Origin of the sequence: Streptomyces sp. NPDC015661, assembly GCF_043077765.1 — a bacterium.
Classification (GTDB): Bacteria; Actinomycetota; Actinomycetes; order Streptomycetales; family Streptomycetaceae; genus Streptomyces.
Window position 1 is genome coordinate 307,262 of the sequence record NZ_JBIBST010000010.1, and the last position, 12,571, is coordinate 319,832.

At 70.1% G+C, this 12,571-nt stretch carries 10 protein-coding genes, 1 tRNA gene and 1 riboswitch; of the genes, 8 read left to right on the top strand and 3 right to left on the bottom strand.

Going from position 1 to position 12,571, the window contains the following annotated elements:
- The first annotated feature begins 54 nt into the window (after positions 1–54).
- Positions 55–228: riboswitch (cyclic di-AMP (ydaO/yuaA leader) on the top strand.
- Between the two features lie 3 nt (positions 229–231).
- The 7 genes from ACF07V_RS27515 (at position 232) to ACF07V_RS27545 (ending at position 7,872) form a co-directional block, all read left to right on the top strand.
- On the top strand, positions 232–939 hold the full coding sequence (locus ACF07V_RS27515) for a transglycosylase family protein (protein ID WP_392158081.1): 708 nt from the start codon (positions 232–234) through the stop codon (positions 937–939).
- A gap of 360 nt (positions 940–1,299) precedes the next feature.
- Positions 1,300–2,586: a phosphopyruvate hydratase gene (eno, locus tag ACF07V_RS27520; protein WP_382870488.1), complete on the top strand. Its 1,287-nt coding sequence runs from the start codon at positions 1,300–1,302 to the stop codon at positions 2,584–2,586.
- A 90-nt stretch (positions 2,587–2,676) separates the two neighbouring features.
- Positions 2,677–3,147, top strand: a complete 471-nt coding sequence (locus ACF07V_RS27525; RefSeq protein ID WP_189805618.1) for a septum formation initiator family protein — start codon at positions 2,677–2,679, stop codon at positions 3,145–3,147.
- Between the two features lie 27 nt (positions 3,148–3,174).
- Positions 3,175–3,714, top strand: a complete 540-nt coding sequence (locus ACF07V_RS27530) for a DUF501 domain-containing protein (RefSeq protein ID WP_392158082.1) — start codon at positions 3,175–3,177, stop codon at positions 3,712–3,714.
- Positions 3,711–4,625 carry an exopolyphosphatase gene (locus ACF07V_RS27535; protein WP_392158084.1) on the top strand — a complete coding sequence of 305 codons (915 nt, stop codon included), beginning with the start codon at positions 3,711–3,713 and terminating at the stop codon, positions 4,623–4,625. The genes ACF07V_RS27530 and ACF07V_RS27535 overlap by 4 nt, the downstream gene beginning before the upstream one ends.
- Before the next feature lie 370 nt (positions 4,626–4,995).
- Positions 4,996–6,381, top strand: coding sequence for an NAD(P)/FAD-dependent oxidoreductase (locus ACF07V_RS27540; RefSeq protein WP_392158085.1), 1,386 nt, complete (start codon positions 4,996–4,998; stop codon positions 6,379–6,381).
- A gap of 192 nt (positions 6,382–6,573) precedes the next feature.
- On the top strand, positions 6,574–7,872 hold the full coding sequence (locus tag ACF07V_RS27545; protein ID WP_392158086.1) for a class I SAM-dependent methyltransferase: 1,299 nt from the start codon (positions 6,574–6,576) through the stop codon (positions 7,870–7,872).
- Positions 7,873–7,933: 61 nt separating this feature from the next.
- Here the strand turns inward: ACF07V_RS27545 and ACF07V_RS27550 are convergent, their stop codons facing one another.
- Positions 7,934–10,465 (bottom strand): ABC transporter permease, encoded by a 2,532-nt coding sequence (locus ACF07V_RS27550; protein ID WP_392158087.1) that lies wholly within the window; start codon positions 10,463–10,465, stop codon positions 7,934–7,936.
- 53 nt (positions 10,466–10,518) lie between these two features.
- The gene (locus tag ACF07V_RS27555; RefSeq protein ID WP_392158088.1) at positions 10,519–11,289 is read right to left on the bottom strand and encodes an ABC transporter ATP-binding protein; all 771 of its coding nucleotides are present in this window, start codon (positions 11,287–11,289) and stop codon (positions 10,519–10,521) included.
- Positions 11,290–11,680: 391 nt separating this feature from the next.
- Here ACF07V_RS27555 and ACF07V_RS27560 point away from each other — a divergent pair.
- Positions 11,681–11,765, top strand: a tRNA-Leu gene (locus ACF07V_RS27560).
- An 8-nt stretch (positions 11,766–11,773) separates the two neighbouring features.
- Here the strand turns inward: ACF07V_RS27560 and ACF07V_RS27565 are convergent.
- The gene (locus tag ACF07V_RS27565) at positions 11,774–12,391 is read right to left on the bottom strand and encodes a hypothetical protein (RefSeq protein WP_392158089.1); all 618 of its coding nucleotides are present in this window, start codon (positions 12,389–12,391) and stop codon (positions 11,774–11,776) included.
- Between the last annotated feature and the right edge of the window lie 180 nt (positions 12,392–12,571).

Consider the following 12,571-nt stretch of genomic DNA (forward strand, 5'->3'; position numbering starts at 1 on the left):
GCGGGCCCCGTCGACCGAAACGCCGAATCCTGCCGTCGGCCGATGGGAACAGTCGTCGCGCAAGCGCCGAAGGCAGGAGTGGGGGACCCAAGGTAAGTGCCGGTCCCGGCCGTTGAGACAGACGGCCGACGATCGGCTTGGGGTGAAGCCGCGTGCAAGGACACGCGGCCGGGCAACTTTCCGGCCCGAACCCGACAGCTCACCTCACAGGCGTCGGTGAGGAGAATTCCCATGCTGTTTTCCGCCAAGGGCAAACACCGCCGTCCCTCCAAGGCCACCCAGGTCGCCGCGCTCGTCGGCGTCACCGGTGTCGCCGTCGCCGCCCCGCTGCTGACCGCGGGCACCGCCTCGGCCGCCACCACCGCCGAGTGGGACACCGTCGCCCAGTGCGAGTCCGGCGGCAACTGGTCCATCAACACCGGCAACGGCTTCTACGGCGGCCTGCAGTTCACCAACTCCACCTGGGCCGCCTTCGGTGGCACCGCCTACGCCCCGCGCGCCGACCTGGCCTCGAAGGCCCAGCAGATCACCATCGCCGAGAAGGTCCTCGCGGGCCAGGGCAAGGGTGCCTGGCCGAGCTGCGGCGTCGGCCTCTCCAGCGCCTCCTATGACGGCGGCGCCGCCGAGACCGCCCCGCAGCAGAGCGCGCCCCAGCCGGCCGCCCCGAAGCAGCAGGAGCGTCGCGCCGAGGAGCCGACCACCCGCAGCGAGCAGCGCCAGGCCCCGAAGGCCGCCGCTAAGAAGACCGTCACCACCCCGACCGGCAAGAAGGTCAAGAAGGGTGACGGCGAGTACAAGGTCGTCGCCGGCGACACCCTCAGCAAGATCGCCCAGGCGCACGGCGTCAAGGGCGGCTGGGCCAAGCTCTTCGAGCTGAACAAGGACGTCGTCGAGAACGCCGACCTGATCTACCCGGGCCAGCAGCTCCACCTGAAGTGAGCCCGGCGGCTCGCGTGAGTCCGGCGGCTCACGCGGCCCCGACGACCCTCCCGCGGTGACCACCCCGGTCCGGCGTGCCCTTCCCCCGTGCGCGCCGGACCGGGGTTTCCCCTTTCTACGGCGAAGCCGACCGCTTTACGGCGAACCCGACCGCTTCCACGGAGAAACCGACCGCCCCGAGGGTTACCGTCCAGTAGATCTGGGGTCCTTCGTCCCGTGATGCGTGCCCTTGGGTCCTTTTTCGTCCCAGGGGGCGGGCGCACGGCGGGCCGGAGCCCCCGAGCCGGTTAGGCTCTTGTCGCAAGGCCACGCGACCCTGCACGACCTTGCGTCACATCCAGCGTCACATCCCAGAAGGAGATGCTCGTGCCGTCCATCGACGTCGTCGTAGCCCGGGAAATCCTGGACTCCCGAGGCAACCCCACGGTCGAGGTCGAGGTCGGCCTCGACGACGGCAGCACCGGTCGTGCTGCTGTTCCGTCCGGCGCCTCCACCGGTGCGTTCGAGGCCATCGAGCTTCGCGACGGTGACCCGAACCGCTACCAGGGCAAGGGTGTCGAGAAGGCCGTCCTCGCCGTCATCGAGCAGATCGGCCCGGAGCTCGTCGGCTACGACGCCACCGAGCAGCGCCTCATCGACCAGGCCATGTTCGACCTGGACGCCACGGAGAACAAGGGCTCGCTCGGCGCCAACGCCATCCTCGGCGTCTCCCTCGCCGTCGCGCACGCCGCCTCCGAGGCCAGCGACCTGCCCCTCTTCCGCTACCTGGGCGGCCCGAACGCGCACCTGCTGCCCGTTCCGATGATGAACATCCTCAACGGTGGGTCGCACGCCGACTCCAACGTCGACATCCAGGAGTTCATGATCGCCCCGATCGGCGCGGAGTCCTTCTCCGAGGCCCTCCGCTGGGGCACCGAGGTCTACCACACCCTCAAGTCCGTCCTGAAGACCAAGGGCCTCTCCACCGGCCTCGGCGACGAGGGCGGCTTCGCCCCGAACCTGGACTCCAACCGCGAGGCGCTCGACCTCATCCTGGAGGCCATCAAGCAGGCCGGCTACGTCCCGGGCAAGGACATCGCGCTGGCGCTCGACGTCGCCGCGTCCGAGTTCTACAAGGACGGCAAGTACGAGTTCGAGGGCAAGTCCCGCTCGGCCGCCGAGATGACCGAGTACTACGAGGAGCTCGTCTCCGCGTACCCGCTGGTCTCCATCGAGGACCCGCTGTTCGAGGACGACTGGGCCGGCTGGAAGGTCATCACCGACAAGCTCGGCGCCAAGGTCCAGCTCGTCGGCGACGACCTGTTCGTCACCAACCCGGAGCGCCTCGCCCGCGGCATTGAGGAGGGCACCGCCAACGCCCTCCTGGTCAAGGTCAACCAGATCGGTTCGCTGACCGAGACCCTGGACGCCGTCGAGCTCGCCCAGCGCAACGGCTTCAAGTGCATGATGTCGCACCGCTCCGGCGAGACCGAGGACGTCACCATCGCCGACCTCGCCGTCGCCACCAACTGCGGCCAGATCAAGACCGGCGCCCCGGCCCGCTCCGAGCGCGTCGCCAAGTACAACCAGCTCCTGCGCATCGAGGAGATCCTCGACGACGCCGCGGTCTACGCCGGCCGCAGCGCCTTCCCGCGCTTCAAGGGCTGAGCTACTCCCTGAAGCAGCCTCCGTACGTCCCCGCACTCGGTCCCGTACCGTGTGCGGGGACGTCCGCGTGAACAGGGGAGGCGACACGACATGGCCGCGAAGGACCGGGACCGGTTCTCGACCGCGACCCGGATCAGGCTGCTCGGCGAGCAGACCGCCGCCCGTGTCTACCGCTCCCAGACCCGCCGCCAGGCCCGCCGCTCCCGGCTCACCGGCCGCGCGGCCTTCCTCGCCCTCGTGGTCTGCTCCCTCGTCGTGGCGCTCGCCTACCCGATGCGGAGCTACGTCTCCCAGCAGGGCGAGATCGCCGAGCAGGAGCGCCGGGCCGCCGAGGCCGCCCGGCGGGTCGAGGAACTGAAGGACGAGAAGGCCCGCCTCCAGGACCCGGCCTACGTCCGCCGCCTGGCCCGCGAGCACCTGCACTACGTGCTCCCCGGCGAGACCGGCTTCACCGTGAACGATCCCGACGCGGAGCAACGGCCCCGCGCCGACCAGGGGGCGGCCGACCGCCCCTGGTACGACAACCTCTGGGACGGCGTCGACCACGCCGACCGTCCCTGACCCCTCCGCGACACGAACAAGGCAGACATGGAAACGCCCCCTCCGCAGACCGAACGCACCGAGCCCACCGAGCAGGACATCGCCGCCTTCGAGCTCCAGCTCGGCCGGCCGCCCCGCGGCCTGCGCGCCATCGCGCACCGCTGCCCGTGCGGCAACCCGGACGTCGTCGAGACCGCGCCCCGGCTCCCCGACGGCACGCCGTTCCCGACCACGTACTACCTGACCTGCCCCCGGGCGGCCTCGGCCATCGGCACCCTCGAGGCCAACGGGGTCATGAAGGAGATGCAGGCCCGGCTCGCCACCGACCCGGAGCTCGCCGCCGCCTACCGGGCCGCGCACGAGGACTACATCGCCCGCCGTGACGCCATCGAGGTCCTGGAGGGCTTCCCGAGCGCCGGCGGCATGCCGGACCGGGTCAAGTGCCTGCACGTCCTCGTCGGCCACTCGCTGGCCGCGGGCCCGGGCGTGAACCCCTTCGGCGACGAGGCGCTCGCGATGCTGCCGGAGTGGTGGGCGAAGGGCCCGTGCGTGAACCCGTGCGGGGAGAAGGAAGAGGACGCGAAGTGACCCGGGTCGCCGGAATCGACTGCGGTACGAACTCCATCCGCCTCCTCGTCGCCGACATCCACCCGGAGACGGGCGACCTGATCGAGCTGGACCGGCGGATGACGATCGTCCGGCTCGGCCAGGGCGTCGACAAGACCGGCCGGCTCGCCCCCGAGGCCCTGGAGCGGACCTTCGCGGCCTGCCGCGCGTACGCCGAGGTCATCAAGGAGCTGGGTGCCGAGAAGGTCCGCTTCGTCGCCACCTCCGCCTCCCGCGACGCCGAGAACCGGCAGGACTTCGTGAACGGCGTCGTGGAGATCCTGGGCGTCGAGCCCGAGGTCATCACCGGCGACCAGGAGGCCGAGTTCTCCTTCACCGGCGCCACCGGCGAGCTGCACGGGGACGACCGGCGCCTGGTCGTCGACATCGGCGGAGGCTCCACCGAGTTCGTGGTCGGCAACAAGCACGTCGAGGCAGCCCGCTCCGTCGACATCGGCTGCGTCCGGCTCACCGAGCGGCACGTCCGCCACGACCCGCCGACCGCCGAGGAGGTCGCCGCGATCCGCGCCGACGTCCGTACCGCGCTCGACCTGGCCGCCGAGACCGTCCCGATCGACGCGGCCGAGACCCTCGTCGGGCTCGCCGGCTCGGTCACCACGGTCGCCGCGATCGCCCTCGGGCTCCCGGAGTACGACTCCGAGAAGGTCCACCACTCCCGGATCTCCGCCGAGCAGGTCGCCGAGGTGACCGAGCGGCTCCTCGCCTCCACCCACGACGAGCGGGCCGCGATCCCCGTCATCCACCCCGGCCGGGTCGACGTGATCATCGCCGGCGCCCTCGTCCTGCGGGAGATCGTGGAGCGCGTCGGGGCCCGCGAGGTCGTCGTCAGCGAGCACGACATTCTCGATGGGATCGCCCTATCCGTGGCATAGCGGGCGGCTATCGAGCCCTCCGGCGACAGCCCGTCGGAAAAGGTTCGTGAAGTTCTTCACAAGGAAAAGGGCCCTGATGGCGCCCGAGGAAGGTCATTAGGCCCTCCGAGGGGTGTCTCGGGGCCCTTTCGCAGGTGCGGAGGCCGATTCGCTCGATGTTTCCATCGTGTGAAGCGGGAGTCCGGTTCAGCGTTAACGGCCGCTCTCCAGGCCAGTTCACGGGGGGTGAACAACGTTCACCAGTGCACCCCGGTTCCTTTGCAGCACCATGACGTGGATCACGTGGGCGGCGGAGTGTAGCAGAGGTGTCCACAGAGCTTGTGAAGGGGCGCACGAGCACCCCCCTGGGGAGGGGTGGATACTCGATCCCATGAGCACCACGGAGCGTCCCAGGATCCTCGTAGTAGGCGGCGGGTACGTAGGCCTGTACGCAGCTCGGCGCATCCTCAAGAAGATGCGCTACGCGGAAGCGACCGTCACGGTCGTCGACCCGCGGTCGTACATGACCTACCAGCCCTTCCTCCCCGAAGCCGCCGCCGGCAGCATCTCGCCGCGTCACGTCGTCGTCCCGCTGCGACGCGTCGTCCGCGGAGCCGAGGTGCTCACCGGCCGGGTCACCACCATCGACCAGGACCGCAAGGTCGCCACGATCGCGCCGCTCGTCGGCGAGGCGTACGAGCTGCCGTTCGACTACCTGGTCATCTCGATGGGCGCGGTCTCGCGCACCTTCCCGATCCCCGGCCTCGCCGAGCAGGGCATCGGCATGAAGGGCATCGAGGAGGCCATCGGCCTGCGCAACCACGTCCTCGAGCAGCTCGACAAGGCCGACTCGACCACCGACGAGGAGGTCCGCCGCAAGGCGCTGACCTTCGTCTTCGTCGGCGGCGGCTTCGCCGGCGCCGAGACGATCGGCGAGGTCGAGGACATGGCCCGCGACGCCGCGAAGTACTACCAGAACGTGTCGCGCGAGGACATGCGCTTCATCCTGGTCGACGCCGCGGACAAGATCCTTCCCGAGGTCGGCCCGAAGCTCGGCCAGTACGGCAAGGAGCACCTGGAGTCCCGCGGGATCGAGATCTACCTCGAGACCTCCATGGACTCCTGCGTCGACGGTCACGTCGTGCTGAAGAACGGCCTCGAGGTCGACTCCAACACGATCGTCTGGACCGCCGGTGTGAAGCCGAACCCGGCGCTCGCCCGCTTCGGTCTGCCGCTCGGCCCCCGCGGCCACGTGGACTGCAACGAGAAGCTCCAGGTCAACGGCATGGACTACGTCTGGGCCGCGGGCGACAACGCCCAGGTCCCGGACATGGCCGCGATCAAGGCCGGCGTCCCGCGCGAGCGCGCCTGGTGCCCGCCGAACGCCCAGCACGCCCTGCGCCAGGCCAAGGTCCTCGGCGACAACGTGGTGGCCGGCATGCGCGGCTTCCCGCAGAAGGAGTACAGCCACGCCAACAAGGGCGCGGTGGCCGGACTCGGTCTGCACAAGGGCGTCGCGATGATCGTCATGGGCAAGGTGAAGATCAAGCTCAAGGGCCGTCTCGCCTGGTACATGCACCGTGGCTACCACGGCATGGCGATGCCGACCTTCAACCGCAAGATCCGCGTCTTCGCCGACTGGACCCTCGGCATGTTCCTCAAGCGCGAGGTCGTGTCGCTCGGCGCCATGGAGACGCCGCGCGAGGAGTTCTACGAGGCGGCCAAGCCCGCCCCGGCGCCGGCCGCCCCGGCGCAGGAGAAGGCCAAGGCCTCCTAAGCACCACCCGCAGTACCGAGCAGTACCAGCAGTACACGCAAGGCCGTAAAAGGGCCGTCCGCCATCCGTGGTGCGGACGGCCCTTCGCGTGTTTTGCCGACTTGTTGCGCGGGCCGGGACTGCAAACGCCTACGGACGGTGTTCCCTTGGTGACGAGCATTTCTGGGGCACGAGATCACGGAGGTGTGCACCATGGCCGACGCCGCGTCGCGGCTGACGACTCTCGCCGAGGAACTCCTCGGAGGACCGCTCCCGGTCCGTCTGCGAGCCTGGGACGGCAGTGAAGCCGGGCCCGCCGGCGGCCCCGTCCTGATCGTCCGCGACCGCCGGGCCCTGCGGAGGATGATCTGGAAGCCCGGCGAACTGGGCCTGGCCCGCGCCTGGGTGGCCGGCGAGATCGACGTCGAGGGCGACCTCTACACGCTCCTGGACCGCCTCTCGGGCCTCCTGTGGGAGCGCGGCGAGGAGACCAGGGGCCTCCTCGACTCCGTACGCGACCCCAAGCTCCGCGCCGCCGCCCGCTCCCTGCTGCGGCTCGCCGGGCCCCTGCCGCCGCCGCAGCCCCCGGCCGAGGAGATGCGCGGCCGCAGCGGCAGCCGGCACAGCAAGCGCCGCGACAAGCAGGCGATCAGTCACCACTACGACGTGGGCAACGACTTCTACGAGCTGGTGCTCGGCCCCTCGATGGTCTACTCGTGCGCCTACTGGACCGAGGACGGCACCCTCGAGGACGCCCAGCGCGACAAGCTGGACCTCATCGCCCGCAAGCTGAACCTCCAGGAGGGCGACCGGCTCCTCGACGTGGGCTGCGGCTGGGGCTCCATGGCCATCCACGCGGCCCGCGAGTACGGCGCCAAGGTCGTCGGCATCACCCTCTCCCGCGAACAGGCCGCCTACGCCCGCAAGAGGATCGCCGACGAGGGCCTCACCGACCTCGTCGAGATCCGCGTCCAGGACTACCGGGACGTCACCGACGGCCCGTACGACGCGATCTCCTCGATCGGCATGGCCGAGCACGTCGGCGCCGCGAAGTACCGGGAGTACGCCGACGACCTGTACGCCCTCCTCAAGCCCGGCGGGCGGCTCCTGAACCACCAGATCTCCCGGCGCCCCGAACCCGACGAGGAGGCCTACGAGGTCGACGCGTTCATCGACGCGTACGTCTTCCCCGACGGCGAACTCGCCCCCATGGGCCGCACCCTGACGACCTTGGAGGACGCCGGCTTCGAGGTCCGGGACGTGGAGGCGATCCGCGAGCACTACGCGCTCACGCTGCGCCGCTGGGTGGCCAACCTGGAGGGCGACTGGGACCGTGCGGTGCGGCTCACCTCGGCCGGCCGGGCCCGGATCTGGCGGCTCTACATGGCGGCCTCGGCGGTCTCCTTCGAACGCAACCGGATCGGCGTGAACCAGTTCCTCGCGGTGAAGACCCCGGTGTCGGGGGCGAGCGGCACGGCGCTGCGGCCGCGCGTCTGGAACGAGAAGGTCTGACGGACGCACGCGAAGGGCCGGCCTCCCGTGCGGGAGACCGGCCCTTCCTGTCGTACGGGGACTACTCGGCCTTGATCGCGGAGAGCATGTTCAGCTTCGCCGCGCTCCGGGCCGGCCACAGGGAGGCGAGGACGCCGACCAGGGCGGCCAGGACCAGGAAGAGCCCGATCCGGTCCCAGGGCAGGACCAGGGCGTAGCCCGGCAGGCTGCTCTTGAAGGTCTCGCCGATGGCCCAGCCGAGGAACGAGCCGAGGCCGATGCCGACGACCGCGCCGAACACCGAGATGACGACGGCTTCCAGACGGACCATCCGCTTCACCCGGCGCCGGTCGAGGCCGATCGCCCGCAGCATGCCGATCTCCTGCTGGCGCTCGAAGACCGACATCGCGAGGGTGTTGACGACACCGAGGACGGCGATGATCAGGGCCATGCCGAGCAGGCCGTACATGATGTTCAGCATGATGTTGATCGGGCCGCCGAAGGAGTCACGGATCTCCTTGTGGTCCATGACGGTGATCGCCGGGTTGTCACCCATGGCCTTCGACAGGGCGCGCTCGTGGGCCGCGCTCGCGCCGCCGTCCGTCGAGACGAAGATCTGGCGGATCTCCGACTGCTCCTCGTGCGCGTCGATCAGCTTGCGGTCCATGAGGACCGGCGAGACGAAGTCTCCGGCCTCGTAGACGGCGCCGACGGTCAGCCGGCCCTTCTGCTTGTCGAGGTACTCGACGGGGACGGTGTCGCCGACCTTCAGGCCGCGCTTCGTGGCGGTCTTCTCGTCGACGGCGATCTTGCCCTCGGCGAGCGAGGCCATCGAGCCGTTGACGACGTCGAGCTTGAGGACCTTCTCGATGTCGCCGGGGGTGACGCCGGAGGCCGAGACGTAGTCGCCCTTGATCTCCAGGGCGCCCGCCTGCTGCGGGGAGACCGCCGTGACGCCGGGGGCCTTCTCCAGGGCGGTGAGCGCCTCCTTGCTGAGGCTGTTGCCGCTGGCCATGGTGACCATGTAGTCGGCCTTGATCTGGTCGGTCGTCGCCTTGTCCAGGGCCGTACCGACCGTGGCGCCGAGGACCGAGAGACCGGTGACGAGGGTCAGGCCGATGGCCAGGGCGGAGGCGGTGGCGCCGGTGCGGCGCGGGTTGCGGACCGCGTTCAGGCCGGCGAGCTTGCCGGAGACGCCGAAGACGTTCACGAAGAGCGGGCGGATCACGGCGATCACGGGCCGGGACAGGAACGGGATCAGGACGATCACACCGATGAGGGTGAGGAAGGCGCCGCCCGCGATGAGCATGCGGCCGTCGTCGCCGCCCTGGCCGGCGCCGAGCACGATCAGGACGACACCGATCGCGGTGAGCGCGGCACCGATGGAGTTCCGGACGACCAGCGACTTGGTGCTCGCGGTGGCGTGGACGCTGCTCATCGCGGCGACCGGCGGGATCTTCGCGGCGCGGCGGCCGGGCAGCCAGGCGGCGAGCATCGTGATCAGGACGCCGACGCCGAACGCGGCCAGGGCCGGGGTGGCGCCGAGGACCAGGTCACCGTCCGGGACCTTCAGCTCGAAGGCGCTCATGGCCGAGCGGAGTCCGACCGCGAGGCCGATGCCGAGGACGTAGCCGACGGCGGAGGCGACGAGCCCCACCAGACCGGCCTCGGCGAGGACGGAGCGGGTGATCTGCCGGCGCGAGGCACCGACCGCGCGCATCAGGGCCAGTTCCTTGGTGCGCTGGGCGACCAGCATGGTGAAGGTGTTGGAGATCAGGAAGATCCCGACGAAGAGCGCGATGCCGGCGAAGCCCAGGAGGATCTGGTTGAGCGCGCCCATGCCGGCCTCGATGTCCTCGGCCTGCTGGTCGGCGAGGGCCGTGCCGGTCTGCGCGGTGGCGGCCTTCGGGACGACGGTCAGGACCTCGTCGAGGAGCTTGCCGGCGTCGGCGCCGGGGGCGGCGGTGACGGTCAGGTTCTGGAAGTAGCCGGGCTTCAGGTAGAGCTTCTGCGCGACGGGAGCGTCGAACAGGACGAGGCTGCCACCCGCGTTGACGGCGCCGTCCTCGGTGGTGAAGACACCGGCGAGCTCGTACTCCTTCACCGGGCCGTTGGTGGCGACGCGGACGGTGTCGCCGACCTGGTAACCACCCTTGTCGGCGGTGTCCTTGTCGAGCGCGATCTGCGTGTCCCGCGTCGGGCCGCTGCCCGTGACGAAGGTGTACGCGCGGTCCTTGCCGTCCTTGCCGGGGGAGAAGTTGGCGCCCTTGTTGGCCCAGCCGGCGCCGATCAGCTTGCCGTCCTTGTCCGGCACACCGGCGAAGCCGTCGACGCGCGGGGAGACGGAGGCGACCCCGTCGAGCCGCGCGACCTTGTCGACGACCTGCTGGGAGAGGCCGGGGGTCTTCCGGGCCTCCTCGGGGTTCGGGTACATCTCGACGGCGACCGCGACGTCGTCGTAGCTCTTGGCCGACTGGTTGCGGAAGGCCTGGGACAGGGTGTCGGTGAAGACGAGGGTGCCGGAGACGAAGGCCACGCCGAGCATCACGGCGAGGACGGTCATCAGCAGCCGCGCCTTGTGCGCGAGGACATTGCGCAGGGCGGTACGGAACATGGGAGGGTCCTGGAGTTCGAGGGGGCGACGGGCGGAGGCGGTTCGGTTCCGCGTCAGCTCGTACGGCCCTTGGCGTCGAAGGCCTTCATGCGGTCGAGGACGCCGTCCGCCGTCGGGCGGAGCATCTCGTCGACGATGCGGCCGTCCGCGAGGAAGATCACGCGGTCCGCGTAGGAGGCGGCCGTCGCGTCATGGGTGACCATGACAACGGTCTGGCCCAGCTCCCGCACCGAGTTGCGCAGGAAGCCGAGGACCTCGGCGCCCGAGCGGGAGTCCAGGTTTCCGGTCGGCTCGTCGCCGAAGATGATCTCGGGGCGGGAGGCGAGGGCGCGGGCCACGGCCACGCGCTGCTGCTGGCCGCCGGAGAGCTCGGACGGGCGGTGGCTGAGCCGGGCGGAGAGGCCGAGCATGTCGATGACCTGCTGGACCCACTGCTTGTCGGCCTTGCGGCCGGCGATGTCCATGGGCAGCGTGATGTTCTCCAGGGCCGTCAGCGTCGGCAGCAGGTTGAAGGCCTGGAAGATGAAGCCGATCTTGTCCCGGCGCAGCTGGGTGAGCTGCTTGTCCTTCAGGGTGGAGAGCTCCGTCTCGCCGATGCGGACCGAGCCGGAGGAGAAGGAGTCCAGGCCGGCGACGCAGTGCATGAGCGTCGACTTGCCGGAGCCGGAGGGGCCCATGATCGCGGTGAACTCGCCCTGTCGGAAGTCCACGCTGACCCGGTCGAGCGCGACCACCTGGGTCTCGCCGTGTCCGTAGACCTTCGTGAGATCCGTGGCGCGGGCGGCCACCGCGGTGGCGCGGGACACGGTGGGGGTGGTGGTCACGGGAGGACTCCTGTCACTGCGACGGCGATTCGGGAACCCCTCCATCGTGTCGAGCGTTATGGCCCCGGTCGTCCGTCCACATGCCCGTTCCCGGGGCAGTCTGGAGTCTGACCCGGGGGTCGTTCCGTCCTCCTTTGGTATGACGGCGCCCCTGAGAGGCGCCTCCGCGCGGAGGGCCCGGCGGAGGTGACAGACCTGCGACGACTTTTCGTCATTCCAGGGGGTGCCGCTTTGCGCCTGCGCCCCCCGTCACAGTTTGGCGAAAGGGCTCCCACCTGCACTGACGCACCCTCAGACGTCAATAAAATAAGACAACATCGGGCCGACGTTCCGCTGATCGGGGGAAACCGTCCCGATAGGCTCATGTGCCAACGCGGAGCTTCGCGGCGACGCCCGGATGGTGGAATGCAGACACGGCGAGCTTAAACCTCGCTGGCCTTCGGGCCGTACCGGTTCGAGTCCGGTTCCGGGCACCACGGTTTCGCTACTGCGGCAGACGGTCCAGCAGCCAGGAGCCGTACTCCTTGGAGAGGAGCGGGCCGGTCTGCCCGTCCTCGCCCCTGATCTCGTCGTCGGCCCAGTCGTCGGCCAGGCCGTCGCTGGCGCCGCTGTCGAGGAGGCGGAGGCGGCGGGGAATCCTCGGCCCGTTCAGGCGGCTGAGCTCGGCCTCGTCCTCAAAGGCGGGCGCGGCGCCGTTGTGGGTGAAGTGGAGGCCCGTCCGGTGGTCCTCCGCCCGGTGTTCCAGGCTCGCCAGGGCGTAGCGGGCGGCGAGGGCGCCGTGGCCGGTGCCGCCGACGACCAGCGGCTCGGAGCCCAGCACTTCCGCGATGGCGCGCTTGACGGCGTTCTCGACGGTGCCGCCGGCCCCGGTCATGGTGCTGTCGGCGGCGAGGGCGACCAGGACCAGGTCGAGGCCCCGCGCCTTCGTCTCCGCGAGGAGCGAGTACGAGCCGTGGTCCGCGCTCCCGATGAGCGCGTCGGGCTCCGTGCCGGCGTCGCCGACCAGGATCAGGGGCCTGGTGAGGTATCCGTTGTCGTTCGCGGGGAAGGTGTACGCGGCTCCGCCGCGCAGCTCCCAGGTGTCGTTCGGCTGAGTGGTCATCGGCTCTCCTCTGCGGAGGGGTGGTTCCGTACGGGGGGAGCGTGGCGGAGCGGGGTCCTCCGCCGCCGACGAAGATCGAAAACTTACGGGAAAAGATCCTCCTCGAGCACTAGGGAGTTTCTTTTGCCTACCCATTACTCTTGACGCAAGACCGCGCCGTGCGGTCTTGCCATGGAGGAG

Bases quoted from the DNA above. Each gene is read 5' to 3' on its own strand.
- ACF07V_RS27515 (WP_392158081.1), top strand. From the start codon at position 232: ATGCTGTTTTCCGCCAAGGGCAAACACCGCCGTCCCTCCAAGGCCACC.
- eno (WP_382870488.1), top strand. From the start codon at position 1,300: ATGCTCGTGCCGTCCATCGACGTCGTCGTAGCCCGGGAAATCCTGGAC.
- ACF07V_RS27525 (WP_189805618.1), top strand. From the start codon at position 2,677: ATGGCCGCGAAGGACCGGGACCGGTTCTCGACCGCGACCCGGATCAGG.
- ACF07V_RS27530 (WP_392158082.1), top strand. From the start codon at position 3,175: ATGGAAACGCCCCCTCCGCAGACCGAACGCACCGAGCCCACCGAGCAG.
- ACF07V_RS27540 (WP_392158085.1), top strand. From the start codon at position 4,996: ATGAGCACCACGGAGCGTCCCAGGATCCTCGTAGTAGGCGGCGGGTAC.
- ACF07V_RS27545 (WP_392158086.1), top strand. From the start codon at position 6,574: ATGGCCGACGCCGCGTCGCGGCTGACGACTCTCGCCGAGGAACTCCTC.
- ACF07V_RS27550 (WP_392158087.1), bottom strand. From the start codon at position 10,465: ATGTTCCGTACCGCCCTGCGCAATGTCCTCGCGCACAAGGCGCGGCTG.
- ACF07V_RS27565 (WP_392158089.1), bottom strand. From the start codon at position 12,391: ATGACCACTCAGCCGAACGACACCTGGGAGCTGCGCGGCGGAGCCGCG.